The 23,615-nt window shown below is 56.3% G+C and carries 29 protein-coding genes; 8 read left to right on the top strand and 21 right to left on the bottom strand.

The window, feature by feature from the left end:
- Positions 1–104: 104 nt before the first annotated feature.
- The 16 genes from ACNKH6_RS06520 to ACNKH6_RS06445 form a co-directional block, all read right to left on the bottom strand.
- Entirely contained in the window at positions 105–464 is a 360-nt protein-coding gene (locus tag ACNKH6_RS06520; protein ID WP_417914740.1) for a hypothetical protein, read from the bottom strand.
- 2 nt (positions 465–466) lie between these two features.
- Complete coding sequence (locus ACNKH6_RS06515; protein WP_417914739.1) at positions 467–1,270, bottom strand: hypothetical protein; 804 nt, start codon at positions 1,268–1,270, stop codon at positions 467–469.
- Positions 1,271–1,331: 61 nt separating this feature from the next.
- A complete protein-coding gene (locus tag ACNKH6_RS06510) occupies positions 1,332–2,405 on the bottom strand; it encodes a hypothetical protein (protein WP_417914738.1) in 1,074 nt (357 codons plus the stop codon).
- A 357-nt stretch (positions 2,406–2,762) separates the two neighbouring features.
- On the bottom strand, positions 2,763–3,149 hold the full coding sequence (locus ACNKH6_RS06505; RefSeq protein ID WP_417914737.1) for a type II toxin-antitoxin system VapC family toxin: 387 nt from the start codon (positions 3,147–3,149) through the stop codon (positions 2,763–2,765).
- On the bottom strand, positions 3,146–3,382 hold the full coding sequence (locus ACNKH6_RS06500; RefSeq protein ID WP_417914736.1) for a type II toxin-antitoxin system Phd/YefM family antitoxin: 237 nt from the start codon (positions 3,380–3,382) through the stop codon (positions 3,146–3,148). Before ACNKH6_RS06500 ends, ACNKH6_RS06505 begins: the two co-directional genes overlap by 4 nt.
- 122 nt (positions 3,383–3,504) lie before the next feature.
- On the bottom strand, positions 3,505–3,639 hold the full coding sequence (locus ACNKH6_RS06495) for a DUF2283 domain-containing protein (RefSeq protein WP_417914741.1): 135 nt from the start codon (positions 3,637–3,639) through the stop codon (positions 3,505–3,507).
- A gap of 52 nt (positions 3,640–3,691) precedes the next feature.
- Entirely contained in the window at positions 3,692–4,054 is a 363-nt protein-coding gene (locus tag ACNKH6_RS06490; RefSeq protein WP_417914735.1) for a hypothetical protein, read from the bottom strand.
- A 263-nt stretch (positions 4,055–4,317) separates the two neighbouring features.
- On the bottom strand, positions 4,318–6,222 hold the full coding sequence (gene dnaK, locus ACNKH6_RS06485) for a molecular chaperone DnaK (protein ID WP_417914734.1): 1,905 nt from the start codon (positions 6,220–6,222) through the stop codon (positions 4,318–4,320).
- Between the two features lie 92 nt (positions 6,223–6,314).
- Entirely contained in the window at positions 6,315–6,914 is a 600-nt protein-coding gene (locus ACNKH6_RS06480; protein WP_417914733.1) for a nucleotide exchange factor GrpE, read from the bottom strand.
- Between the two features lie 321 nt (positions 6,915–7,235).
- A complete protein-coding gene (locus ACNKH6_RS06475) occupies positions 7,236–7,463 on the bottom strand; it encodes a hypothetical protein (RefSeq protein WP_417914732.1) in 228 nt (75 codons plus the stop codon).
- Between the two features lie 416 nt (positions 7,464–7,879).
- Positions 7,880–8,176, bottom strand: coding sequence for a hypothetical protein (locus ACNKH6_RS06470; protein WP_417914731.1), 297 nt, complete (start codon positions 8,174–8,176; stop codon positions 7,880–7,882).
- Between the two features lie 6 nt (positions 8,177–8,182).
- Positions 8,183–8,794: a hypothetical protein gene (locus tag ACNKH6_RS06465; protein WP_417914730.1), complete on the bottom strand. Its 612-nt coding sequence runs from the start codon at positions 8,792–8,794 to the stop codon at positions 8,183–8,185.
- Positions 8,773–9,066: a hypothetical protein gene (locus ACNKH6_RS06460; RefSeq protein ID WP_417914729.1), complete on the bottom strand. Its 294-nt coding sequence runs from the start codon at positions 9,064–9,066 to the stop codon at positions 8,773–8,775. The genes ACNKH6_RS06465 and ACNKH6_RS06460 overlap by 22 nt, the downstream gene beginning before the upstream one ends.
- 104 nt (positions 9,067–9,170) lie before the next feature.
- Positions 9,171–9,308 carry a hypothetical protein gene (locus ACNKH6_RS06455; RefSeq protein ID WP_417914728.1) on the bottom strand — a complete coding sequence of 46 codons (138 nt, stop codon included), beginning with the start codon at positions 9,306–9,308 and terminating at the stop codon, positions 9,171–9,173.
- Between the two features lie 102 nt (positions 9,309–9,410).
- Positions 9,411–10,040, bottom strand: a complete 630-nt coding sequence (locus tag ACNKH6_RS06450; RefSeq protein WP_417914727.1) for an outer membrane protein — start codon at positions 10,038–10,040, stop codon at positions 9,411–9,413.
- Between the two features lie 68 nt (positions 10,041–10,108).
- A complete protein-coding gene (locus ACNKH6_RS06445; protein ID WP_417914726.1) occupies positions 10,109–10,441 on the bottom strand; it encodes a hypothetical protein in 333 nt (110 codons plus the stop codon).
- A 148-nt stretch (positions 10,442–10,589) separates the two neighbouring features.
- On the opposite strand from ACNKH6_RS06445, the gene hpt reads away from it, so the two are divergent.
- Positions 10,590–11,111 (top strand): hypoxanthine phosphoribosyltransferase, encoded by a 522-nt coding sequence (hpt, locus tag ACNKH6_RS06440; RefSeq protein WP_417914725.1) that lies wholly within the window; start codon positions 10,590–10,592, stop codon positions 11,109–11,111.
- Here the strand turns inward: hpt and epmA are convergent, their stop codons facing one another.
- The 3 genes from epmA to ACNKH6_RS06425 all read right to left on the bottom strand — a co-directional run bounded on the left by epmA (position 11,112) and on the right by ACNKH6_RS06425 (position 13,596).
- A complete protein-coding gene (epmA, locus tag ACNKH6_RS06435; RefSeq protein WP_417914724.1) occupies positions 11,112–12,002 on the bottom strand; it encodes an EF-P lysine aminoacylase EpmA in 891 nt (296 codons plus the stop codon). It abuts the gene before it with no gap.
- 9 nt (positions 12,003–12,011) lie between these two features.
- The gene (locus ACNKH6_RS06430) at positions 12,012–13,271 is read right to left on the bottom strand and encodes a response regulator (protein WP_417914723.1); all 1,260 of its coding nucleotides are present in this window, start codon (positions 13,269–13,271) and stop codon (positions 12,012–12,014) included.
- A 157-nt stretch (positions 13,272–13,428) separates the two neighbouring features.
- A complete protein-coding gene (locus tag ACNKH6_RS06425; protein ID WP_417914722.1) occupies positions 13,429–13,596 on the bottom strand; it encodes a hypothetical protein in 168 nt (55 codons plus the stop codon).
- 186 nt (positions 13,597–13,782) lie between these two features.
- Between ACNKH6_RS06425 and ilvB the strand changes: the two genes are divergently transcribed.
- From ilvB to ACNKH6_RS06390, 7 genes are all read left to right on the top strand, one after another.
- Positions 13,783–15,486 (top strand): biosynthetic-type acetolactate synthase large subunit, encoded by a 1,704-nt coding sequence (ilvB, locus tag ACNKH6_RS06420; RefSeq protein ID WP_417914721.1) that lies wholly within the window; start codon positions 13,783–13,785, stop codon positions 15,484–15,486.
- Positions 15,487–15,510: 24 nt separating this feature from the next.
- Positions 15,511–15,993, top strand: coding sequence for an acetolactate synthase small subunit (gene ilvN, locus ACNKH6_RS06415; protein WP_417912545.1), 483 nt, complete (start codon positions 15,511–15,513; stop codon positions 15,991–15,993).
- A 180-nt stretch (positions 15,994–16,173) separates the two neighbouring features.
- The gene (locus ACNKH6_RS06410) at positions 16,174–16,815 is read left to right on the top strand and encodes a phosphatidylserine decarboxylase family protein (protein WP_417914720.1); all 642 of its coding nucleotides are present in this window, start codon (positions 16,174–16,176) and stop codon (positions 16,813–16,815) included.
- Positions 16,816–16,851: 36 nt separating this feature from the next.
- Entirely contained in the window at positions 16,852–17,592 is a 741-nt protein-coding gene (gene fabG / locus ACNKH6_RS06405) for a 3-oxoacyl-ACP reductase FabG (protein ID WP_417914719.1), read from the top strand.
- A gap of 201 nt (positions 17,593–17,793) precedes the next feature.
- On the top strand, positions 17,794–18,813 hold the full coding sequence (locus ACNKH6_RS06400; protein WP_417914718.1) for a caspase family protein: 1,020 nt from the start codon (positions 17,794–17,796) through the stop codon (positions 18,811–18,813).
- Positions 18,794–19,888 carry a hypothetical protein gene (locus ACNKH6_RS06395; RefSeq protein ID WP_417914717.1) on the top strand — a complete coding sequence of 365 codons (1,095 nt, stop codon included), beginning with the start codon at positions 18,794–18,796 and terminating at the stop codon, positions 19,886–19,888. The genes ACNKH6_RS06400 and ACNKH6_RS06395 overlap by 20 nt, the downstream gene beginning before the upstream one ends.
- Positions 19,889–19,894: 6 nt before the next feature.
- Positions 19,895–20,662: a tRNA1(Val) (adenine(37)-N6)-methyltransferase gene (locus tag ACNKH6_RS06390; RefSeq protein WP_417914716.1), complete on the top strand. Its 768-nt coding sequence runs from the start codon at positions 19,895–19,897 to the stop codon at positions 20,660–20,662.
- A 34-nt stretch (positions 20,663–20,696) separates the two neighbouring features.
- Here ACNKH6_RS06390 and ACNKH6_RS06385 read toward each other — a convergent pair whose 3' ends face one another.
- Positions 20,697–21,782, bottom strand: a complete 1,086-nt coding sequence (locus tag ACNKH6_RS06385; protein ID WP_417914715.1) for a hypothetical protein — start codon at positions 21,780–21,782, stop codon at positions 20,697–20,699.
- A 274-nt stretch (positions 21,783–22,056) separates the two neighbouring features.
- On the bottom strand, positions 22,057–23,442 hold the full coding sequence (locus tag ACNKH6_RS06380) for a tetratricopeptide repeat protein (RefSeq protein WP_417914714.1): 1,386 nt from the start codon (positions 23,440–23,442) through the stop codon (positions 22,057–22,059).
- Positions 23,443–23,615: the final 173 nt, after the last annotated feature.

Here is a 23,615-nt window from a genome sequence, read left to right as displayed (position 1 = left end):
CTCAATCCGATTGAAAATAAATGGGCACAAGCAAAAGCCCGCAGAAGAAAACTTGGCTGTTCTGTTGATGATCTCTTTCAGCAGCTTGACCTGTAGTCAATTTATTATGCTACAGCTATATCAGCTATCGCAATATCGCCACCTTGATTTTCCCAACCAAACCAATCAGGAATCATGCGCGGCAAGTCCCAAGTAACTGATGATGGAAATAGGCTTGCATCCCAGCCGATTTGCCGCCTGCTGAATTCGCACATTGCCAATGTGTTGGCATTCATCAGGCAAGGAATTTGAGCACCAGGAGGGAAGCAGTTAACACAGTTGCTGTTAGGCACTGAAAGGTGCCCGCTTACGCTTCCGCACACACACGACCCATATTCATCAGCTGCCCCGAAGATATGGCAGGATTCGTGAGCAAATACTTTATTGATATTGTCTGGCCCCCAACCATCATTTGCATAGCTCATCACTACTTTTTCGACGACAGCGTAAGCGAAATGGTTAAGTGGGTATTTGGTGAAGAAGGCCACGTATGCCCAGTCTGTGTGCTGACTTGACCGCAGATCATTCGCGTACTGCTGATATCCAGTTCGGCCAGCACCGCGTATCCCATCGTGGCAAGAGCGGCATCCCGCCAATCCCGCTCATACCGCTCGTAAGCCTCTGTCACTCCGGCATACGGCCCGGGCGCAGATGAAACCGTGATCGGGCGGATGTCATAGACAAATGAAACCTTGGCCCGAGGTTCGACCCCTGCCAGCCAATCAAGTCCTTCTTGCACTTCTTGTATAATCTTAAGCCGCTCTGCATCAGTCAACACTTCGGCACCAGTGTTTCGTGACACCATGACGATACCGACAGCAACAGAACCGATCAAGTAACGACTGGTAGGAGTTCCAGTCGATTTTTGCACATCTTCCGTGTCAGTAAATGCCCATGCAGCTTCTGCTATAGGTGTGCCAAATTCACGCGGAGGTTCATATCCAGGTGTGTCCCACGATAAACCTTCAGTTGGTGAGGGTGCCGCCTCAAGTCGGGAGCGCTTCTCCTCTGCGGCTGTTGTCCAAGCGATAACGGCTAATTCCGATATTTCATCAAGCGGTTGAGTTGGTTCTTCTGACGAGGCTGTTAAAGCAGTTATGTCTGTTTCATCTGGCAGTTCGGCCACGAATACAACAGAGCTGAACTGATGGATGACTCGACCGCCGAGGCGGGCGACCTCTTCACGAGCTGCGGCCATGTCTTGTGTGAATCGCAATACTTTCTGTGCCATTGTCTATCCTCTATAGAAAGAATTATCAATCTACTGATTAACATGTCAGGAAAAGAATCCCTCACATCTTCACTTCCAACACATCCACCACCCTTCCCGAATACACATTCCTCGCCATTTTCATCAGGGCGGTAAAGTCATTCACCCGCAGTGCCAAGCTGCTGACCGCCGAGCCGGGGAATCCCTGCACAGTGAGCGTCCCGTTCGCCGTGACCGTCACTGCCGGGCCTGCCTTGCCGCCTTCCTCCATGTCGAGCAGGCTGAAAAGCAGATGGCCCGCGTGAATATCCAAGACCGCCTGAATGCGCAGCATCTCGTCCGCGCTGGCTGTGCCGCCGGTCACGCTCACAAGCGGCGCATCTGTGCTGCCGCTGAGGATGCCGGTCTCCGGCGGATGCGGATGGCCAGACAGCGGCACCGTCAGCGGCGCGCGCAGCTTACGCTCGTAAATACCGGTGCGCACCGTGCCGTGCTCGGTGTACTGCGTGCTGAGGGAAAGCGTGTACTCATTGTTCCACGGATGCGCCTGCGCCGGGATGTCCGGCACCAGCAGCACGGAACTGTTGGCAATTTGCGCAAACTGGCTTTGCACGGCCCGCCCGCTGCGGGTGCCCTCAATGACGCAGCCACAGCCTTCCGCGCCCTCTTCAAAGAAGAGATTGGCACCGGTCAGGCGCAGCACGCCTTTGGGATTGAGCACGTCCTTCAGCTTGAATTTACTGTCTTCGGCAGCGGCGATCAGCGGCTGCTTCTGCTCTGGCGCGAGACGTTCGAGCTGGGCCGCATGGCGCAGCTCGCGCATGAACGGGGCGGAAGCGTGGATGTTGACCTGAAGCAGATCGTCGCGGTTCGGCAGCGGATCATCCGGCGCGTCCAATTTGCCCAGAAAAGAAAGGCGACAGCTGAAGGCATCCTCCAGCGTGATCTGGTCGCCATTGCTCAGGTGCCGGAGAACCGCCTTGCGCTCCGCCCGTAGCACGGCTTCAACCAGCTCCGCGTTCCAGTTCGGATTTTCCGCTGCAATCTCAGCGGCCAGCTCGCTGTAGCCGACCGTGTTTCGCGGCACAAAGAGGATTTTGTAAGATTGGGGAACGGTGAGGGCGTTGACTGCGGGCCGCCATTGAATTGTCGGCATGGCTGTTCTCCTGCGCTGAAGGAAGGAGGGGCGGACAAGCAAATGATGGCATCATCCGCTCAATGATAAGGCTGAACATAGCATTACCATTTCAGAGTGTCAAGATAAAATTATATCTCTCATGTATGAAAACAAGAGCCATTCTTAATAAAGACACCATGAGAGGATATACCGCAGCATTTTGTCTTGCTCGAGGTCAATATCTTGGAATAGAAAAATTGTCGGGCGAGGCAATGGAAGAGTATCGAGCGAGGGAAAGCGGGAGACTCGCTCGAGTCTCTTTGGAAACGTCGAGCGAGGAATTTTAGAAATGTCGCCCGATGTTTTACGGAGGGGTTGCGAGAGACAGCGCGGCAGCTACCAAATTACATTTGCCTGATACTTCCCGAAGACAGAATCGCAGCTCAGAAGCGCGGCCTGCTCCGCATTTGCTTGGGCAATCAGAAGCCGGTCAAAGGGATCGCGGTGATGCAAAGGGAGTTGCTCCAGCAAAAGCACATGCGCAAGCTGCACCGGAAGAACTATCAGCCCGTTGGATTCCTGCTGCGTTTGGACAATTTCGCGCAAAGACAATTTGAGCTTCAGCTTGCCAAGCTGCTGCTTGATCTGCATCTCCCAAAGGCTGGCTGCACTCAGCAGCAGAGTGTTGGCCGGGTCTTGGCAGAGCTGAAGGGCGGTCGGCGAGAGCTGCGAGATATCGCTGTCCCACCAGATGAAGGCATGGGTGTCCAAGAGGATTTTCATGGCTGACCCAGCCAGAAGTCATCAGGCAGCGGGGCATCGAAGTCATCCGCCGCCTCCATGCTGTCGCTGTGCAGTCCAGGGATGCGGCCAGTCTCGGACGCAGCAAGCGGAACTAGCTTGGCCAGGGGAACACTTCCTTCGGTGAACAGCACAGCGGCCCCTTTGCGCACTAACGCCAGCACCTCGTCAAGGCTCAGGCGCAGCGTGTTGATGTCAAGCGTGGTGGTGGTCATATTCTTGCTCCTTTGAAGCGTTTGCACAGTGCAACCTGCATAAACTCTACCACCTCCGCCCAGCCTGCGCAACGCCTGCGCCGTTGCTCTGGCCTCCTTTTGCTCATCCTGTGCAGCAGACTTTATGCTGCCAACACCTCAAAAGCCACCTGCACCCGTTCTGACTCGGCGGTCTTGAAGTTGAGCTTCTCAAAGCCGATGACTCGGCCTTCCCGATCTTTCATCAGAATCACTTCCTCGCCTGTTTCTTCCGCAATGTATTCCTTCTATGGGTCATCAAGCCAGACGGTCAGCGTGTTGCCGATCTTGTCATAGTACACTTTTTTCTGAGCTATGCTGACCAGTTTCAAGTTGTTGTTCAATTGGTTTGCAGCCTTTAAATTTTATAACTCTTTTAGTTACTTTCCGGCCTTCACCGTTAAGTCCAAATGTGACCCCAACGCTATCCCCATTCAACCCTATACCTCCATGACCAAAGAAATCATAATATTCTTCTATTTCAACTTCTTCTGCGCTATCTATTCTTCTGGCGATAGCTAATTCTTGCTCAACTTTAGCTTGATTTTGTAATACTGAAGCCTTAATCTCCTCACGAAGCGCATCTTCTTTCAGCTCTTGAAGACTTGATTTCCCAGAAGATTCGCTAAAAGATTCTACATTTTTACTCATCATCTTGGATGATGAGGTATCCAGTTGGGTTAAAAGCTAACTGGATCATATCAACTGGGTCCATTATATTTTCCTTATACGCATGACGGTAATCTTAGAACATCAATAAAGATCATGACACTGCATTGTTGCATTTTTTCTTATTATCATCACAAACAAGACAACGTTAAGAAATCACGAGATGAACTTCGCTCTGAAGACTTGCAAAAAGCTCAAGGGGAGGGCATACCCTCCCCTTGCTCATCTTACGCGGTAGTGTGAAGCATTCACTTCACTTCCTCAAAATCCGCATCCACCACATCATCATCGCCCTTGTCCTTCTTGCCGCCAGATGCGCCTGCGCCAGCACCGGGTGCTCCGCCCTGAGAAGCCTGGGCATACATCAGCTCGGCCAGCTTGTGCGAGGCGTTGGTGAGAGACTCAGTAGCAGCCTTGATCGCCTCTGCGTCCTCGCCCTCCATCGCCTTCTTCACTTTGCTGATCTCATTCTCGACATTGCCTTTAGTTGCGGCATCCACCTTGTCGCCCAGCTCCTTCAGGCTCTTCTCGGCCATGTGGATCATCGAATCCGCATGATTGCGGGCCTCAATCACCGCCTTGCGCTTCTTGTCCTCCTCGGCGTGCAGCTCCGCGTCCTTCTTCATCTTCTCAATCTCGGCCTCGCTCAGGCCGGACGAAGCAGTGATGCGGATGGACTGCTCTTTGTTCGTGCCCAGGTCTTTGGCGGAGACATGCAGGATGCCGTTCGCGTCAAGGTCAAAGGTGACTTCGATCTGCGGCACGCCGCGCGGCGCAGGCGGAATATCGGCCAGATCAAAGCGGCCGATAGTCTTGTTGTTGGCCGCCATCTCCCGCTCTCCTTGGAGGACGTGGATGGACACCGCAGGCTGGTTGTCCGCAGCGGTGGAGAAGACCTGGCTCTTCTTGGTCGGGACAGTGGTGTTCTTCTCGATCAGCTTGGTCATCACGCCGCCGAGGGTCTCAATGCCCAAGGACAGCGGGGTGACATCGAGCAGCAGCACGTCTTTCACATCGCCCTTGAGCACGCCGCCCTGAATCGCCGCGCCGACCGCCACAACCTCGTCCGGGTTCACGCCCTTGTGCGGCTCCTTGCCGAAGATCGCCTTCACCTTCTCCTGCACTTTCGGCATCCGGGTCATGCCGCCGACGAGAATCACCTCATCAATCTTGGACGGATCCAGTCCGGCATCTTTCAGCGCGGTGCGGCAGGGGCCTTCGCAACGGTCAATCAGATCAGCAACCAAGGCCTCCAACTTTGCCCGTGACAGGCGGATGTTGAGATGCTTCGGCCCGGTCGCGTCAGCGGTGATGAAGGGCAGGTTGATGTCCGTCTCCATCGAGCTGGACAGCTCTTTCTTCGCCTTCTCCGCCTCTTCCTTCAGCCGCTGAAGGGCCATCTTGTCGTTGCGCAGATCAATGCCGTTGTCGCGCTTGAACTCGTCGGCCAGCCAGTTGACGATGCGCATGTCAAAGTCCTCGCCGCCAAGGAAGGTGTCGCCGTTGGTGGACTTGACCTCAAACACGCCGTCGCCGATCTCCAGAATGGACACGTCAAAGGTGCCGCCGCCAAGATCGAAGACCGCCACCGTCTCTTCGCCTTTCTTGTCCAAGCCGTAGGCAAGGGCGGCGGCAGTCGGCTCGTTGATGATGCGCTGCACATTCAGGCCGGCAATCTTGCCCGCATCCTTGGTGGCCTGGCGCTGCGCGTCGTTGAAATACGCCGGCACGGTGACAACCGCTTCGGTCACGGTCTCGCCCAGATATTCCTCGGCAGTCTTCTTCATCTTGCCAAGGATCATCGCGGAAATTTCCGCCGCAGAGTAGGTCTTGCCATCCACCTTGACGATTGCATCGCCGTTCGGCCCTTCCGTAATCGTGAACGGACTGAGCTGAATGGACTTCTTCACTTCCGGGTCAGTGAACTTGCGCCCGATCAGTCGTTTGATCGCAAACAGGGTTTTGGTGGGATTGGTGACGGCCTGCCGCTTGGCAATCTGCCCAACCAAACGCTCGCCGCTGTCGGAAAAAGCGACGATGGACGGCGTGGTGCGGGTGCCCTCGCTGTTCTCGATCACCTTGGGATCGCCGCTCTCCATAATCGCCACGCACGAGTTGGTGGTGCCGAGGTCTATGCCGATAATTTTAGCCATTTGCTGTCTCCTATGATAAAAGCAGTTTGAAAACTGGTGTCATGCCTGATTCCGCTTTCTACAATGCGCATGAAAACGCCGCTGTCAAGGGCTTATTCCTTCTTGGCCGGGCCGCTGGACACCACCACTTGCGCGTGACGCAGCACCTTGTCTTTGAAGGTGTAGCCCTTGGCGAACTCCTTGGCCACGTGGTTGGCCGGAATCTCCTCGCTGGCCTCCATCGTCAGCGCGTCCATCTGATCGGGATTGAAGGGCTGGCCGATTGAGGAAACCGGAGTCACGCCGCAGCGTTCGAGCATGGTGTCCAAGCCCTTCTTGGTCAGCTCGATTCCGGCCAGCATCGCGGCTAATTTCTGCTCGGCATCGCCGCTGCCTGCCTTGCCCTGCTCTATGGCCCGCTCCAAGTTGTCCGCTGTGGCCAGCAAATCGCGGAGAATGTTCTCGCCCGCATATTTGACCAGCTTCTCCCGCTCCCGCTCCATCCGCTTCTTGGAGTTCTCGGCCTCAGCGGCAAAGCGCGTCACCTGATCCAGCTTGGCGCGAACTTCCTCCAGCTCCTTGGTCAGCAGCTCCTCAGCGGACGGCCCTGCATCATCCGCAACAGGTTCCAGCACTTCGATCTCCGCAGGCTCATTGGCCGCAGCCAGCTCCTCAGCAGCGACCTCTGGTTTCTCAATATTCTCATCAGCCATGTATGTTCTCCCTCTTCTGAGCGGTGTTTGTGGCAAGGTATAGAAAATCTGCGGCAACAGTAAGCACAGGGTGGGGCAGTGTCAAGAGGCGGGAGAGAAACGCGCCCTGAGCGCAGTCGAAGGGAAGGGCTAATACTGCGCAGGCACGGCCACTCGTTGGCCGTTCAGGCGTGAAGGCGCAGCTATTCACGCTGCCTTCATGTCCCTGCCGCCAGTCTTCCAAGCGGAACGCTTTTTTTGGGCGGGGGGGGAATGCCAGTTGGGCGAAAAATTTTTCACCCCTACTCTCAGCGTAGAAGCATGAATGATGAATGCCCGCTATCACGTCTGCGGCTGCATATCCGGGGCCACGCCGTTCAAGTAGCGGACGCTGCCCTCTTTGGCGGCGGCCAAGGCTTCCCGCAGAGGCCGCCAGCGTTCGGCAAGAGGGGATTCATCCAGCAGGGCAAGGGCTTCCGCTGCCCTGCCGGTACGGACGGCTTCTTGGAACAAGGTGAGCATGTCCTGCCAGTATTTTTCAAAGAACTCGTCATCGCCTTTGGCAAGCAAAGCGCGAATATACGGTTCTGTATCCTTCCATGTATTTGTAGAGAAAAATAATTTAACAATATATGGATGCAAATTATACTCTAAAAGTTGCCGAGTATATTTTTGCGCTTCTTTTTTTAATGTCTTTAAAAAAATAACTACAACATCAGTATCTTTATATTTTTCTATCAATATTTTTGCTTCATCTTTAGCTTTATTGATTGTTTTATTTAAACATTCAGTGATTATTGATAAGTTAGTATTTTATTTTAGTAGCTTATGAGCATATTCCTTTGCCTCGCCTCCTAATATTTTTAGACATGCGACTAAAACAGAAGGGTCTTTGTATTGTTTCAAAATAATCTTGGCTTCATCTTTAGCTTCAGCACCTAAAATATCTAAACATTCAGTGATTACTAATAAGTCATTGCTTTTATTTAAAATTCGTACAGCTTCTGGTTTCGATTTAATTTTTTTGCCAAGAATCGTGATTTATTAGTATCAGAGAATAGCTGCATGAAAGAAATCATCCATGTCAGCTTTCGCCGTACCCGGCGGCTGGCCCGCATAAGATACCAAATGCTAAAAAAACGATCCCCGATTTGAAACGCGCTTCGCCCTCCTTGGGCTGGCTGTACTTTTTCAACAAGTCCATGCTGTTGAAGTCTATTAAGCTGCGATGAAACAATATTGATATCCCATTTCAATCTGTCCGCAAGCTGCCGAGCGGTCATCGGATCTCAATTCGATGCTAAACCATCAAAAAGCTGTTGTGCCTGCGTTGATAATTCTTCAAGTTTAGCCTTGTATTCTGGGGTGATTACAAGATCAACTAATTCTTCTAAGTCACTCCACACATCACCAGTTATTTCACTGGAAAAAACATTGAAAAGCAGCGTGGTTAGAAGAAGATTGCCGCCGGTCAGGGTGTGCAGGGTCTTGATCCGGGCCGGGTCGTCGCGGAGCAGAACCAGCACCGGATGCTCGGCAGCGGGCGGCTCCGGCGTTTTCTTCTGAGCCAATTCCTGCTCGGCCAAACGGGTCAGCATGGCTTGCATTTTCAACAAACTCAACCCGGCTAATTGGTCAATCGCCCTGAAAAAATCGGCATCCACCGGCTGCGTACTTGCACCGATCAGCAGCAGGCGCAGCTCCGGCTCTTCCTTTTTCAGCCGCTCCAGAATCAAATCCACGTTGTCAATCAGCAGGAGCAGACGACGACCGAGCTTGTCCGCCTCAGCCAGCAGACGGGGCAGCACTTCGTCGTCCGCCAGCTCGTGCATGGCCTCATCCATTTGCTCGGCCTGCGCTTTGCCTTCCCGCTCCTCAATCAGATCGCAGAAGGAATCCAATCAGTTCCGCCAAAGATCAGCGGCAGCCAGAGCTGGCCAAGCTCCGCGTCTTCCTCCACGGCAATACCGATCCGCCGCAGCAAGGTGGATTTGCCCATCCCGCGCAGACCGAGCAGCAGCCGATGCTGAGGCGCGTCCGCCTGCTGCCGTTTGATATCGGCAACAATGCGGTCGAGCAGTTCGGTGCGGGCGACAAAATAGGCCTTCAGCTCCTCGCGGCTCCACAGACCGGGATTGTACACGGCCACACCATGCAGGCGGATGTTGTCCATTTGTTTGTTTTATTTGTTATTCTGTAGGGGCAGGCCCCCGTGCCTGCCCGGTGTTCCTCGGCAGCCCACAAAAAGGGTGGCCACAGGGGGCCGCCCCTACATCATCACGCCGCCGGAACGCTCTCCCGCATCCACCAGCCCCAATCCGCCAATTTGCCGCCCACCACGCCCAAGGCCGTCTTGGCCCGATCAATCAGGGCAGGAAGAAATATCGCCACCAAAAACGCTGCAACCGCCTCCATAAAGGCCTGCTAAAATTTTTATAAAAATAATAGCCTTGAAAAACAATTAATTAAAAAGGAAGGACGCGCAGGGACAGCAACTCTGCCCTGCGCGGGAACGGATCAGAAGGAGGCTCTGATGCCGCCATAGACGTTGTGGCCGGAATAGTCGAATTCGGTGTCGTCCAGCTTCAGGTCAATGGCCGAGAAGTAGCGGTACTTGAGATCAAGGGCGAGGTTGTAGTTGAGGGCGTAGCTGAACCCGCCGCCGACCTGATAGGCCATCGCGGTGCCGTCGGTCTTGCCGGGGATGTGCTCGCCGAGCAGGGCGACATCCTCAATCTTCACTTTGGTGAAGCCGAAGCCCGCGCTGACAAAGGGGGTTACCGAGCTGATGTTGGTGAAGTCGTAGTAGCCGTTGAGCAGGCCGGAGGTGCTGGTGATTTCCCCGGAACTTTTCAGGCCGCCCAGCCCTTTCAGGTTGATTTGGCTGATATCATTCTGCTGATAGCCGCCCTCAGCCTCCAGCCGGACATTGCCGCCGAAATCATAGCCCAGCGCAGCGGTTAACGCGAGGCCGGGGTCGGTGTCAAATTCCAGCACGCCTTCGTCAACCTTCGCGTCAGCATCATTCAGCGTGGATATGCCGCCATGCACGCTGGCATACGGTCCTTGCACCGCGCTTTCCGCAGCGGATGACGACATGGCCAGCGCAGCGGCGCAGGCAAAAAACAAGGCAACATGCTTTTTCATCGTAATGTTCTCCAATAGTGTTGTGATCATGCTGAATTTCCTGAACAGCCTTTCTGCTCAGGCCTTCCTCAGACTGAAATAAACTCCTCTTGCAGCATCTTGTCAACAAAATCAAGCACGAACTGCCGCTGCGCCGGAGTCGCCCACGCGATGCAGGAGCAGTGCATGTTGTGCGAGCTGCGGACAAGAAATTCGGCCCGCAGCTCGGTTTGCTCCAGCACGACAGAAAAATAAAACGGCCCGCAGGAGGGATGCTCCAACTGGGGCGGGGCAAGCAGCTCCGGCGGCACTTCCAGCCAGAAGACCCCGCCAATCGGGCCGGGCTTCAGGCTGCGCTTGAGATAATGCTCCAAATTGTCGCGCTCCAAAAACGACAGCTCATCAAGAAGATATTGGCGCATGGCGGCACAAAGGTGAAGGTTGCGGTTGAACCGCTCCATCGTTACCCGTTCCGCGCTGTCCTGTCAATGTTTTTGCTTGGCATTCGCCGCAAGGCAGTTTACGATTCGGCAACGTGCTGCACAGATTTGTCACAACGAAAGGCGGAAGATGCGAATTACGAAAACGGTGCTGAACCGGCAGGAGATTGCGGAGCGGGTCGCGGCTCTTGGGCGGCAGATTACAGCGGATTATCAGGGCAGGAAGCTGGTGCTGCTCGGCGTGCTGAATGGAGCATTCATTTTTCTTGCCGATCTGGCGCGGGCGATTGATTTGGAGGTGGAGATTGACTTCATCCGCGCCGCCAGCTACGGCAATGGGACCGCCAGCAGCGGCGCAGTTGTCTTGCGCAATGAGCCGGATATTGATCTTGCTGGCAAAGATATCCTGATTGTGGAAGACATTGTTGACAGCGGCCTGACCATTGCCTGGCTGCGTGAGCATTTTCTGCGCACGCATCAGCCTGCGTCGGTTAAAGTCTGCGCTCTGCTTGACAAACACGAACGCAGAAGCGTGGCGGTGCAGGTTGATTACGTCGGTTTCACCTTGGCCAGTGGTTTTCTTGTCGGCTATGGGCTGGATTATGCCCAAAAATGGCGCAATCTGCCGGAAATCTGCGAAGCAGCGTCGTAATCACAAGTCTTCATCCGCCAGCGGCAGCACATCGGCAAGGCGGCTCCGGCCCAGCAGGAGCATGAAGAGGCGGTCCAAGCCCAAGGCGATGCCAGCGCATGGCGGCAGCCGTTCGAGGTCGGCAAGAAATTTTTCCGGCATCCGACTGCGGTCAAGATCGGCTTTCAGCAGCTCGGCCTCAAAACGTTGCCGTTGCAGCTTCGGGTCGGTCAGCTCGGAAAAGCCGTTGGCCAGCTCAATGCCGTTGATGTACAGCTCAACCCGTTCAGCTGCGCTCGGATCATCGTGCTTAGGCCGGGCGAGCGAAGCCAAAGCCAGCGGATAGTCGCAGAGGAAAACGGCCCCCATTTTGGCCAGTTCCGGTTCTACTTTTTCCACCAGCAAAAGATCAAAGCTGCCAGACGCGACCGCCTCTGCCGCCGGAACGCCAGCAAAACGCCGGAAGGCTTCCGCAACAGTCAGGCGCGGCCACGGCTCTGGTTGTTGCAGCCACGCAGGCGGCAGCAGCCAGCCTTGGGCAACACAGCTCTGCGCGAGCTGGCGGATGAACTGCTCGCATTCCTGCATCAGCTCGAAATAGCTCCAGCCGACATGATACCACTCCAGCATGGAAAATTCTTCCTGATGCAGCCGCCCGCGCTCGCCTTTGCGGAAGCAGCGGCAAATCTGGAAGAGCTGGGTGCAGCCGTTGGCCAGCAGCCGTTTCATGCACAGCTCCGGCGAGGTCTGGAGAAAACGGCTTTCCGAGGTCAGCGGCTGGATTTCCGCTTCCGGGATCAGTGTCGGCAGCCGGATCGGCGTGTCGGCCTCAAGATAGCCTTGAGCAGAAAAAAAGCTCCGCACAGCATGGAGCAGCAAGGAGCGTTTGCGGAGTTCGACAGGTGAAAGCATGACAGCGGCTTATTCCAATTCTTTCATAATGATCGGCACCAGCTTGGCTAACTGCATCTTGGTCAGGGCTTGGTTGCCGTCCTTTTCCAGCAGGGCGATGAGATGGAAATGGACAGCGGCGTTCACGCCGGAGCAGCACATCACCACCAGCCCGCAGGGAGTCTTCACCACCAGCTCGATGCAGGTTTCCATGCCAATTTTGGCCGCCGCCTCTTCAGCCGTGCGGAACACATCATTGAACAGCGGCCCGGCGCTCTCCACATCCGCATCGGTCTCCGCTGAGTCCGCAAGCAAAATTTCGCCGGAGAAATTCATCAACGCGGCGGTCTGATAGCCCTTGATGCCGCGCAGGGAGTTAAACATATTTTCAAGCGTTGCGATATCCATTTTTCTGGCTTCCGGTGCGGGTTGCAGTTTGGCTGCCGACGGAGCGGGCGGCTGCGGAGGCGGAGGCAGCGCGGCTTTGACCTGCTGCTGCGGCTCAGGCTTTTTCGGGCTGGGCACGCTGTCCTCATCCTCCTCCTCAATCACGAGGAGGTCTTCCGGCGACGGCTCAATGCGATGCTCCTGTCCGCCCGCCATGCCGCTGCTGGCCTCCTCGTCCTTCAATTTCATAGCCTCCATGATGATGGACATCAGGTCGCTTTTGATCTTCCTCCGAATTTCCACTTTAGGCAAGGCCTTGATTTGAAAACGGACATTATCCAAAGCGATGATGCGCTGCGCCGCAGCCTCCTCGCGCAGCTCGCCGTATTCCGCGTCGTAGAGCTTGCCCCGGTTGATGTAGAGCAGCCCTGTGTTTTTCGGTGAATTTCCCACTTCAAGCAGGCAGGTTCGGCCGTCTATTTCCAGCAGCTGGAGGAACGCTCCTACTGAGATGCCTTTGAGACTGCCGCTGGTGATGTCTTCATTGAGAATGTTGGTGACTATTTTGACAAGCTGCCGCACTTTGATCGGTTTAAGCAGGATGTGCCGCACCCGCTTCTGGAGCTTCTCAATTTTCTCTTTATCCGTGCAGCCAGTGATGACCACCACCGGAATATGCGGATGAAAATTTTCTATATAGTCAATTAAATCCCAGCCGCTGACCTCGCCGGGCATAATCAGGTCCGTCACCAGCAGGGAGATGTCCTCCTGGCCGAGTATCTCAATCGCCTCCCGGCCATTGCTGGCATAAACCGGCGTGAAAAAATCTCCATAGCTTTTTAGCTGCTCCTCCAGCAAGGCGAGCGCGAACAGATCGTCATCCACGATCAGTATGTCGTACATTCTGCGCTCCTTTTGCTGGCTGCTGCGGCTTCATCTGCTGAAACGGCTGCCCGTCTTTGCTGCTGCATTGTCTGAACGAAAGCTGCCCTCTTTTTTGTGCTGAACTGGCACGGGGGAGACGAGGCGGAAGAGTGCTCCGCCTCTCTTTTAAGAGATATCACAGATAAACAAGCTCCGTCAAATAGGCATTGGTTTTCCGTTCTTCTTCGCGGACAAAGGCTGTTTTCCGCTGCGGAGAAACGGCGGCTGCGATGAAGCAGACTTGCCGCATCGGCCTTAACTTGTTGATAATAATTATCTGTAAAGATAAAATCGCCCGGTTCACGTGATTCTCCCTGCTCTGGGAGCGGAAAATCAGGGCAAGAAATTCCGCTGTCCCTTCCCATCTCCTTGTTTCGCCTTGACAGCGGTTTTCCTAGCTTATATAGTCCTATCTACCTTTCAATAATGAAGCGGGCTGACTCTGCGCACGGGCAAGCCGGGCGTTCACAACCATTTTAAGGAAGAACCGATGAGCAAAATCAAAGGCGCGAAGGCCATAGTGCAATGTTTGGTGGAGGAAGGGGTTGACACCATATTCGGCTTTCCGGGCGGCGTGATCCTTGATCTCTATGACGAGCTGATGGATTCTCCGATCAAGAATCTGCTGGTCCGGCATGAGCAGGGCGCAGTCCATGCGGCAGACGGCTACGCCCGCGCCAGCGGCAAGGTCGGCGTGGCACTGCTCACCTCCGGCCCCGGCGCGACCAACGGCGTGACCGGCATCGCCACTGCCTACATGGACTCCATTCCGCTGGTGGTGCTGACCGGCCAAGTGCCCCGCGCCCTGATCGGCAATGACGCGTTTCAGGAAGTGGACATCGTCGGCATCACCCGGCCTTGCACCAAGCACAACTATCTGGTCAGCAATCCTGACGACTTAGTGCCGGTGCTGCGCGAGGCCTTCTATCTGGCTGCTTCAGGACGGCCTGGCCCGGTTTTAGTTGACATGCCCAAGGACGTGATGGCCTCGCTCGTCGCCTACCCGGAGAAGACCGAGATCAGGATGCAGACCTATCAGCCTACGGTGGAGCCGCATCCGGGCCAAGTTGCCAAGGCTTGCAAGGCTATGCTCAAGGCCAAACGCCCGGTGCTGTATGTCGGCGGCGGAGTCATCCTTTCCAACTCCAGCAAGGAATTGACCGAGCTGGCTGAGAAGACGCAGATTCCTGTGACCATGACCCTGATGGGCTTGGGCGCGTTTCCAGGTACCAATCCGCTTTCGATGGGAATGCTAGGAATGCACGGCTCCTACGCGGCCAACATGATGGTAGCCAAAAGCGATCTGCTCATTGCCGTGGGTGCGCGCTTCGATGATCGAATTACCGGTCGGCTGGACACCTTTGCCAAGGAAGCCGAGATCATCCATATTGACATTGACCCGACCTCAATCTCCAAGAACGTCAAGGTTGATATTCCCCTTGTTGCTGACTGCAAAAACGCGCTGCTGGCCATGAATGCTTGGTTTGACAGCTCGCCAGAGTTTGATAAAGCCGCCTTTGCCGAGAAGCACAAGGCGTGGATTGAGCAAGTGCAGGAGTGGAACGCCAAACACCCGCTTTCATATCAAGACGAAGGGGAGATCATCAAGCCGCAGCACGTGATTGAGACCATCAACCGGCTCACTGGCGGCGATGCCATCATTACGACTGAGGTCGGCCAGAACCAGATGTGGACGGCCCAGTTCTACAAGTTCAATCAGCCGCGCCAGCTCCTCACCTCCGGCGGCCTCGGCACGATGGGCTACGGCCTGCCTGCGGCGATTGGTGCAAAAATTGCCTTCCCGGACAAGACGGTTATTGACATCGCTGGCGACGGCTCCATCCAGATGAACATTCAGGAGCTGGCCACAGCCAAGCAGTACGGCGCGGCGGTCAAGATTGCCATCCTCAACAACAACTACCTCGGCATGGTGCGGCAGTGGCAGGAGCTGTTCTACGACAGGCGCTATTCCGGCACGCCGATGGAAGTCACGCCGGACTTTGTCGAATTAGCCAAGGCGTATGGCGCGGTCGGGCTGCGGGCCAAGACCAAGAGCGAGGTTGAGGCGGTGATCAAAGAGGCGTTGGCGATCAACGACCGGGTGGTGATCATGGAGTTCGCCATCAAGCGTGAGGAGTGCGTGTTCCCGATGGTTCCCGCCGGAAGATCAACCACTGAAATGCTCTTGGCATAATTATTTCCAGCGAGGAACCAAGCTATGAAACATACCCTTTCTGTCCTCCTTCAGAACAAACCCGGCGCACTGTCGCGGGTGACCGGCCTGTTCAGCGGTCGGGGCTTCAACATCGAGAGCCTCTGCGTGGCCGAAACCCTGGATCCGAAAGTCTCCTGCCTGACCTTGGTCACGCGCGGCGACGACGGCATCGTCGAGCAGATCATGAAGCAGCTCCACAAGCTGATTGACGTGATCAAGGTCTCCGACATCAGCGAAGGTGAATACGTCGAGCGCGAGATGGTGCTGATTCGGATGAAGGCTGAGGCGGGCACCAGAGCGGAAGTGCTGCGGGTGATTGACATCTTCCGGGGCAAGGTGGTTGATGTCAGCCCGACTTCCTACACCGTGGAAATCACCGGCTCTGAATCCAAAGTCCGGGCGGTGATTGACATACTTCGCCCCATCGGCATCAAAGAGATTGTCCGCACCGGCACAATTGCGATGGCCCGTGCGCCGAAGAAATAATCCGGCTGCAACTCGACGCATGGTTCGAGGCAATCTCGAACACTCGTTCCAGTTTATCTCGAACCAACGTTCCAGTTTATCTCGAACGCTGGTTCGAGAACATCTCAAACACTCGTTCCAGTTCAGCTCGATGCTTGGTTCCAGCTCCCGCGCTGTTCTGTTCCCCCTGACAACGCTTCCATGAAAGCTCCTGCATACTCTGTGGCCAAAGAGGGTCTGCCCTTCATCCTGCTGTCCGGTTTCGCCACGCTGCTCTGCGCAATTCTCCAATATCGCTGGGCCGCATTCGCCGGGCTGGCAGTCACCGCCTTTGTCACCTATTTTTTCCGCGACCCGGAGCGGGTTCTGCCGGAAGACAGTGGCGTGCTGGTCTCCCCGGCTGACGGCAAGGTGATTCGGGTGGAGGAGCTGCATGACGACCGCTTTCTGCATCAGGATGTGTTGCGGATTTCCATCTTCATGAACATCTTTAATGTGCATGTCAACCGTATTCCCTTGGCGGGCACGGTGCGGCGCGTGGTCTTGCAGCCGGGCCGCTTCTATGCCGCTGATCAGGACAAGGCCGCTTTGCACAACGAGCATTGCGCGGTGATCGTTGAAACCGCCGCCGGACAGCAGTATGCGGCAGTGCAGATTGCTGGGCTCATCGCCCGCCGCATCATCTGCCGGGCCGAGCCGAGTGATCAAGTGCGCACCGGCGAACGCTACGGCCTGATCCGCTTCGGCTCAAGGGTGGATGTGTATCTGCCAAAAGGCAGCGTGGCGATGGTGAACGTGGGGCAGAAGGTCAGGGCAGGGGAGACAGTGCTGGCGCGGTGTTGACCAAAAACATAGCTCTTTAACTTCAGAGAAACAGAATTGAACACCTTTATCAATCAAAAAGCTATCGTCACTGGCGCAACCAAAGGCATAGGCCGGGCAATTGCTGAAGCATTGCTGGCCCAAGGCGCAACGGTGCTTGGCCTGTACAGCGGCGATGAAGATGCCGCTGCTGCTTTTGCTGCTGCGCATGCTGAAGTTGACGGACGGCTGCATCTGCGTCGAGTTGATGTCAGCGACTTCAAGGCTGTTGAAACCTTCTGCCGTGAGACCGAAGAGCAGTTCGACACCATTGATATTCTTATCAACAATGCGGGCATCCGCCGTGACGCAGTTTTAGCCATGATGCGGCAGGATGACTGGCAGCGTGTTCTTGATGTCAATCTCAGCGGCGGATATACCATGTGCCGCCATGTTCTGCCGCTGATGCTGAAACAGAAATATGGCCGGATCATCTTCATCACCTCGCCGATGGGCCATCTTGGCTTTTCCGGACAGGCAAACTATGCCGCCTCGAAGGCTGGACAGGTTGGGCTGATGAAATCGCTTTCTAAAGAGGTGGCGAAGCGGAAGATCACCGTCAACTGCGTTTCACCTGGCTTCATCAGCACGGATTTCATCGGCGATTTATCCGAAGAGCAGATGAAGGAATACAAAAAGTTAGTGCCTGCCGGACGCTTCGGCACACCGGAGGAGGTGGCGGACGCAGCGCTTTTTCTTGCAGACAGAAAGGCGGCCTACATCAACGGCGCGGTGCTGGAAGTGACCGGCGGGTTGTGAACCCTTCCCCCAAGGCAGCAGGATTCAGAAAATGAGTTTCACAGGGCGGCAGCTTCGGCATCATCTCTTTTACAGACATGACATCCGACTGATGCTCCGATTATATGATGCGATGTGTGCCGCAAAATTGCGGTGTGTCCGGCAAATTCCGCTGTTATGATGCAATTCAAGCACAGGTGCTGGCTCCGTCCAGAAAAGCTCATGCCCAACAACACCCATCATGCCATAGTCATCGGCATCAACAGTTACCCGGATATCGGCTTGGCGCAGCTTAAAGGGCCGATCAACGATGCCAATGATTTTTATGACTGGCTTTCCGATCCCAGCGGCGGCAATGTGCCTGCAAGCAACATTCGGCGCATCCTGTCAACAGATTTCGGGACACAGAAAGATTGTCCCACGCCAAATCAGGTTGAGGCTTTGTTTGAGCCGTTCATTCTGGGCGGTGTGCAGGGAAAGCTCGGCGACCGTCTTTATATTTTTGTGGCAGGCCACGGCTTTGGCGATCCGCAGGATATGAATAAAACAGCCCTCTACGCCGCCAACGCCAAGATGATGTTTCCTTGGCACATCGCTGTCACCGAATATGTCAACTGGCTGCACTGCAATGCCGTGTTTGAAGAAATTGTCCTGATCATGGACTGCTGCCGGGCAATCAATTCCTTGCATGAGATTCAAAAACCGCAGTACGTTTCCTTGCAGTACGGCGGGAACATCCCGCTGCCTGCGGCCAGCAAGGTGCGCTTTTTCTACGCCTTTGCTGTAGGCCGAGGCGGCTTGGCCAGAGAGAACACGTTCGACAACGGAAAAACCTCCGGTTTCTTTACAAAAGCTGTCCTTGACGCGCTGCGCAACGCCCGTCCTTTGCAGGGTGAAGTCACTGGTCAGCAGTTGAAAAACCACATTCACAACTGCATGGACAAGTTCGCGCAAAACAAGGATATTGTGCCGCCGGAAATCCGGCTTGACTCCAGCCGCGACATTATGTTCTTCAAGCGGCGGACAGCAAGCACCGTGCCGGTCACAATCAAGCTGGATTCGTATCTTGGCAATGAAACCTTGGCCTTGTACGACGGCAGCGGTCAGGAAATCCGGCAGATGCAGGCAACTGCCGCTGACCTGACCCTTGATTTGGAGCCGGGCCTGTACAAAATAACCGTCAACAACACAGGACGTAAAGAATTCTTCCAGGTGCCGAACAATGAGCAGATTATCGTCTGAGCAGGTTGCCCTGACTGTCCGGGCTGCGGACAGCCTGACTGAGGTTTTTCTGGTGGACAGCGGATTTCAGTTAGTTGCCGCCGGAGTCGGCAGCGTTGAGGCCAAGGTTGCGCCGGGGCTGTACAAAGCCCGCTTCCGGGTTGGTCAGGTGCAGACGGACAGCCTGTTTGAGGCTGCCGGAACCGACACTGCCTTTGACGGCAAGCCGGTGCAGTTCGCCTCGCCAGTGCCGCTGCCGCAGACGATAACTTGGCGGCAGGCGCAGGGCACGGCGGCGCAGCAGCTGGCGCAGGCTGTTTCTGTCCGGCAGGGCAGCGGCAGTCAGCTGTTCCTCTTCCTTCGCGGCTTGAGTGAAGAAGCGGCCCAACCGTGGCTGGGCGTGTCGCTGCACGCTTTGGATGGCACGCTGCTGACTAAGGCCGCACAAGGAGCGGACGCGTGCTGCGGCCTGAACATAGAACTTGATCCCGGCCTGTACCGCCTGCGGGTGGAGGAGGAGCCGGGGGAAGTCTATGAAATGTTCGTGACCACGCTGGCTGGCTGGCAGACGCAGGTCTTCGCGCTGGCGGAAAAATCGTGGCTGCCCGGCGTGGATGCGGTGCGGGCCGCGTTGCCGGAAGCCGCTGTGCTGATGACGGAAATCGGCAAAGGCTTTGATCCGGCCAATCCTGCTGCCCGGCAGACCGAGCTGCTGCGGCTGGCCCTGATGCACAACCGCAAGGTGCTGAATGCCGCTGAAGTGAAAAAGCTGCTGGCTGCCGAGCCGCTCAACCCGATGAATGCGGTATATATCGCGCATATTCTGCGGCGGCAGGAGGACGAAGTACTGACGGCGGAGCTGGCCAAGCGGCTGGGCAGCACCTTGTCTGAACTGCCGGACATGCAGGCCGCTTGGCTTGGCAGGCTGGAGCAGCCGCCTTCCTTTGTTCTGCCGCCCATGCTCAACAGCAGCTGGCAGCTGCTCAATGAGGCGGCCAGCAAAGAGAAAGCCGTCATCGTTCCTGGCTCGTTTTGTGACCAGCTGCAAGGGAAAGTGCTGAACACCGCGCTCTGGCTGCTGCATCGGCTGGGCTGACGGCTCATGCTCCTGAGCGAAGACACGCTGTTCAATGGCCGCCTCATCTGCCGCCAGCATCGCGAGGGCTACCGCTTTTCGGTGGACGCGGTGCTGCTGGCGCATTTCTGTCAGCCCGCGCGACAGGACAGCGTCCTTGATCTGGGCTGCGGCTGCGGAGTCATCGGGCTGATTCTCTGCCATCGCCACCCTGAGCTGCGCCTGACCGGGCTGGAAGTGCAGCCCGCCTTGGCTGCGCTGGCCCAAAGCAACGCCGAAGCCAATCAGCTTGGCCATCGATTCGCAGTCCGGCAGGGCGATCTGCGCCAGATCAGCGATCATGTGCAAGCGGAATCGTTTGATCTGGTGGTCAGCAATCCTCCCTATTACCGGGCTGGCAGCGGGCGGATCAGCCACGAGGATGAACGCGCTGTGGCCCGGCACGAGCTGCGCGCTGACCCGGACAGCGTCCTGGCTGCTGCGGCCTTCGCGGTGAGGAACCGGGGCGCGGTCTGCTGCATTTATCCGGCAGAGCGGCTGGCTGCGGTGCTGGCCGCCATGCTCCGCAGCAGGCTGATGCCAAAACGCCTGCTGCCGGTGCACAGCTGCCCGGAAGACCAGCAAGCGCGTCTGGTGCTGATTGAAGCGATGAAGAACGGCGGCGAAGGCTTGCGTCTTCTGCCGCCGCTCTTTTTGCAGCAGCGCAGGAACGGGCCAGATTCGCCGGAGCTGGAGAGGATGTACAGAGACGATGTTTGCGCCAGCTCCATGTCTTGCGTAACTGCCCTGCGTTGAGGGTCAAGCATAAGCAGCAGGGGCGAAAAATTTTTCACCCCTGCTGGTCTGTCTCCACCTTGAGAATATCCACCAGCCGCCCGCTGTAGCTGCTCCTGACCATCTTCTTCAGTGCCGCATAGTCATTCACCCGCACAGCGAGGCTGCTCACCGCTGCATCAGCAAAGCCCGGCAAGGTGTGTTCCCCATTTGCAGTGACGGTCACTGCTGTTCCCGCCCTGCCATTTTCTTTCATATCCAGCAAGCTGAAGAGCAGCACGTTCTTGCGCGGGTCGAGGATGACCTGAATGCGGAGCATCTCGTCCGCTGCCAAGCTGCCGCCGATAACGCTCACATGCGGGCTGCTCTCCTTGCCGCTGAGGATGCCCTGCTCCGGCGGATCAGGCTGGCCAAGGCCGCTCAAGGTCAGCGGGCTGCGCAGCATCTGGGCATAGCTGCCGGTGCGCAGCGTGCCGTGCTCGCTGTAGCGGGTGCTGACAGAGATCGTGTATTCGTTGTTCCACGGATTGCTCTGGGCAGGGAGGTCAGGCATGAGCATGATGCCGCTGTTCTCGATCTGGACAAAGCGGCTCTGGACTGCGCTGCCGCTCTCCGTGCCCTTGATGAGGCACTGGCTGCCGGGCTGCTGCGGGTCAAAGGCGAGATTCCGGCCCCCAAGCTGGAGCAGGCCATCAGGATTGAGGACATTGTTCAGGCCGAGCAGCGCGTCGCGGGCGGCACTGATCAGCGGCTGCTTCTCACGCGCGGGCAGGCGTTCGGCATGGGCGGCCTGGCGGATGGCTTTGGCAAAGGGAGGCGAGATGCGGACATTGACCTGAAGGCATTCGTCCAGCGGCGGCAGCGGGTCGTCCGGGCGGTTCAGCCTGCCAGTGAAGGAGACGCTCCAGCTCCAGCTGCCCTCCTTCGTCACCTGCTCGCCGTTGAGGAGCCGCGCCTGCACCGCCTTGTCCTCAGCCCGGAGGATAGTCAGGATGTCAGCCGTGCTGAAGTTGGGATGCTGCCGGGCGATGTCGGCGGCGATGTCCTCAATGCCTGCCGAGTTGCGAGGCACGGCAAGGATGCGCCAAGACTGGGGCGTGGTCATCGCGTTCACTTCGGGCCGCCATTGGATTGCTGGCATGAGACACCTCCTCTGCGATGCAGTTGACTGAGATAGTTGATCGAACCTGCGGTGCTTTATCGTAAGGCGGGCAGAGGAAGCTGTCAACTGCTTTGTGCGGCAGCGTTCCACTATGGTGCAAAGGCTGCTTGCACTGCAGTGGAACTGGCATTTGCACTATAGTGGAAAGATCGGTTCCACTATAGTGTGAAGGATGGCTGCACTACAGTGGAAAGGGTGGGCGGACTATGGCAGGAAGGGAATTCGCAGTCTGTAAGGGCGGTTCGCGAAACGCCTACCGCCCGCCGCCTGCTTTGGTCTTGGCCAATTCATCCAGCAACTGCTGCGCCTGTTTGGCATTAGGATGCTGTGATGCGCCCATCTCCTGATACAGGCTCAGGCTCTTCTTCCAAGCTGCTTCCGCCTGAGCAAGGTTGCCGCGCTGCTTGTACACAAGGCCCAAATTGCCGTACTGGTTCGCCATGCCTTCCTTGCTGCCCAAGGCTTCGTCAAGCGCAAGTGCTTTCCTGTACATCTCTTCCGCCTTGTCCAGCTCGCCGCGTATCCCATACACAAGGCCCAGATTGCCGTACTGGTTCGCCATGCCTTCCTTGCGTCCCAATGCCTCGTTGACCTCAAGGCTTTTCCTGTACATCTCCTCCGCCTTGTCCAGCTCGCCGCGTGTATATGCCACAACGCCCAGATTGCCGTACAAGCTCGCCGTTGCTTCCTTCAACCCCAATGCCTCGTTGATCTCAAGGCTCTTTCTATACATCTCTTCCGCCTTGTCCAGCTCGCCGCGTATCCCATATACAAGGCCCAGATTGCCGTAGTTGATAGCCATGCCTTCCTTGAGGCCCAAGGCTTCATTCAGCTCCAGAGCTTTCCGGTGCATCTCCTCGGCCTTGTCCAATTCACCGCGTTTTTCATACACAATGCCCAGATTGCCGAGGGATTTTGCCTGCCACGTCTTATCCTGATGCGCTTCAGCCAAGGCCAGCACCTTGCGGTACGCCTCTTCGGCCTGGGCCAGTTCTCCTGTGCGCCACAGCAGATTCCCAAGCCGGTTCCACCCTTCCGCATTGTCCGGGTCAAGCTGCACCGCCTTTCTGTAGGCAAGCAACGCCTCTTTGGGGTTGTTCATATACGCCAATGCGCCAAGGTGGCGGGCGGCGGCAGCAGCCTCCTTGTTGGCCTGCCTGCCTTCCGCCTCCTTGCTCCGCAGCACTTCAGCAAAGAGAGCCTGCGCCTTGGCCGTGTTGCCCTGCTGCAATTCCTGCAAAGCCGCGTTAATGCTTGCGGCAGGCGCGCCAGTCTTGGATAGGGCGGCAATGGCTTCAGTCAGGGCTTTGATCTGCTCATCCTTGGCTTGCAGCTGCCCTTGCAGCGGGGCAAGCAGCTTCTCCGCCAACTTGCCCGCATCAACCGGCTGCACTTTGTCCATAAACTTGTTCCATGCTGTCAGAGCAAAGCCAAGCACGGTCACGCACAGACCAAGCTGAAAGCCGTAGCGCAGCATCAGCTTGATGATCTCGCTGGTGTCGTCCGCTGAAACCTGCGTCAGCAAGCCTGATGCAATGAGCTTGTCGTGGATGCCGAAGACGAGCATCAGCACAAAGCCTACCAGCACCAGCGGGACAGCCAGATACTTGGCAATCTTCTCAAACCAAGCAAAGTTCATACGCGCCTCTTTTCCTGTTCAGGGTAAAAACGTTCCACGCAGCAGCGCCGCTGTCCTGTCCACCAGCTCGACCGCGCTGCCGGTGTAGCGTTCCGGGTGATCAAGCAGCTCCAGCTCGTCGGCGTGGAGCTGCGGGCCAAGCTCGGCATCAGCCAGCACAGCCTCTTTCAGGC

Origin of the sequence: Candidatus Electronema sp. JM, assembly GCF_048287415.1 — a bacterium.
In the GTDB taxonomy this organism is placed as follows: Bacteria; Desulfobacterota; Desulfobulbia; order Desulfobulbales; family Desulfobulbaceae; genus Electronema.
This window is presented reverse-complemented; position numbering and strand designations above follow the sequence as displayed.

What these genes read in the sequence shown, in the direction of transcription:
- ACNKH6_RS06470 (WP_417914731.1), bottom strand. Translation starts at nt 8,176, where the DNA reads ATGACCGCTCGGCAGCTTGCGGACAGATTGAAATGGGATATCAATATT.
- ACNKH6_RS06455 (WP_417914728.1), bottom strand. Translation starts at nt 9,308, where the DNA reads ATGGAGGCGGTTGCAGCGTTTTTGGTGGCGATATTTCTTCCTGCCCTG.
- dnaK (WP_417914734.1), bottom strand. Translation starts at nt 6,222, where the DNA reads ATGGCTAAAATTATCGGCATAGACCTCGGCACCACCAACTCGTGCGTG.
- ACNKH6_RS06520 (WP_417914740.1), bottom strand. Translation starts at nt 464, where the DNA reads ATGAGCTATGCAAATGATGGTTGGGGGCCAGACAATATCAATAAAGTA.
- ACNKH6_RS06480 (WP_417914733.1), bottom strand. Translation starts at nt 6,914, where the DNA reads ATGGCTGATGAGAATATTGAGAAACCAGAGGTCGCTGCTGAGGAGCTG.
- ACNKH6_RS06385 (WP_417914715.1), bottom strand. Translation starts at nt 21,782, where the DNA reads ATGCCAGCAATCCAATGGCGGCCCGAAGTGAACGCGATGACCACGCCC.
- epmA (WP_417914724.1), bottom strand. Translation starts at nt 12,002, where the DNA reads ATGCTTTCACCTGTCGAACTCCGCAAACGCTCCTTGCTGCTCCATGCT.
- ACNKH6_RS06460 (WP_417914729.1), bottom strand. Translation starts at nt 9,066, where the DNA reads ATGGACAACATCCGCCTGCATGGTGTGGCCGTGTACAATCCCGGTCTG.
- ACNKH6_RS06450 (WP_417914727.1), bottom strand. Translation starts at nt 10,040, where the DNA reads ATGAAAAAGCATGTTGCCTTGTTTTTTGCCTGCGCCGCTGCGCTGGCC.
- ilvB (WP_417914721.1), top strand. Translation starts at nt 13,783, where the DNA reads ATGAGCAAAATCAAAGGCGCGAAGGCCATAGTGCAATGTTTGGTGGAG.
- ilvN (WP_417912545.1), top strand. Translation starts at nt 15,511, where the DNA reads ATGAAACATACCCTTTCTGTCCTCCTTCAGAACAAACCCGGCGCACTG.
- ACNKH6_RS06430 (WP_417914723.1), bottom strand. Translation starts at nt 13,271, where the DNA reads ATGTACGACATACTGATCGTGGATGACGATCTGTTCGCGCTCGCCTTG.
- ACNKH6_RS06490 (WP_417914735.1), bottom strand. Translation starts at nt 4,054, where the DNA reads ATGATGAGTAAAAATGTAGAATCTTTTAGCGAATCTTCTGGGAAATCA.
- ACNKH6_RS06390 (WP_417914716.1), top strand. Translation starts at nt 19,895, where the DNA reads ATGCTCCTGAGCGAAGACACGCTGTTCAATGGCCGCCTCATCTGCCGC.
- ACNKH6_RS06395 (WP_417914717.1), top strand. Translation starts at nt 18,794, where the DNA reads ATGAGCAGATTATCGTCTGAGCAGGTTGCCCTGACTGTCCGGGCTGCG.
- ACNKH6_RS06500 (WP_417914736.1), bottom strand. Translation starts at nt 3,382, where the DNA reads ATGACCACCACCACGCTTGACATCAACACGCTGCGCCTGAGCCTTGAC.
- hpt (WP_417914725.1), top strand. Translation starts at nt 10,590, where the DNA reads ATGCGAATTACGAAAACGGTGCTGAACCGGCAGGAGATTGCGGAGCGG.
- ACNKH6_RS06515 (WP_417914739.1), bottom strand. Translation starts at nt 1,270, where the DNA reads ATGGCACAGAAAGTATTGCGATTCACACAAGACATGGCCGCAGCTCGT.
- ACNKH6_RS06400 (WP_417914718.1), top strand. Translation starts at nt 17,794, where the DNA reads ATGCCCAACAACACCCATCATGCCATAGTCATCGGCATCAACAGTTAC.
- ACNKH6_RS06510 (WP_417914738.1), bottom strand. Translation starts at nt 2,405, where the DNA reads ATGCCGACAATTCAATGGCGGCCCGCAGTCAACGCCCTCACCGTTCCC.
- ACNKH6_RS06445 (WP_417914726.1), bottom strand. Translation starts at nt 10,441, where the DNA reads ATGCGCCAATATCTTCTTGATGAGCTGTCGTTTTTGGAGCGCGACAAT.
- ACNKH6_RS06505 (WP_417914737.1), bottom strand. Translation starts at nt 3,149, where the DNA reads ATGAAAATCCTCTTGGACACCCATGCCTTCATCTGGTGGGACAGCGAT.
- ACNKH6_RS06410 (WP_417914720.1), top strand. Translation starts at nt 16,174, where the DNA reads ATGAAAGCTCCTGCATACTCTGTGGCCAAAGAGGGTCTGCCCTTCATC.
- ACNKH6_RS06380 (WP_417914714.1), bottom strand. Translation starts at nt 23,442, where the DNA reads ATGAACTTTGCTTGGTTTGAGAAGATTGCCAAGTATCTGGCTGTCCCG.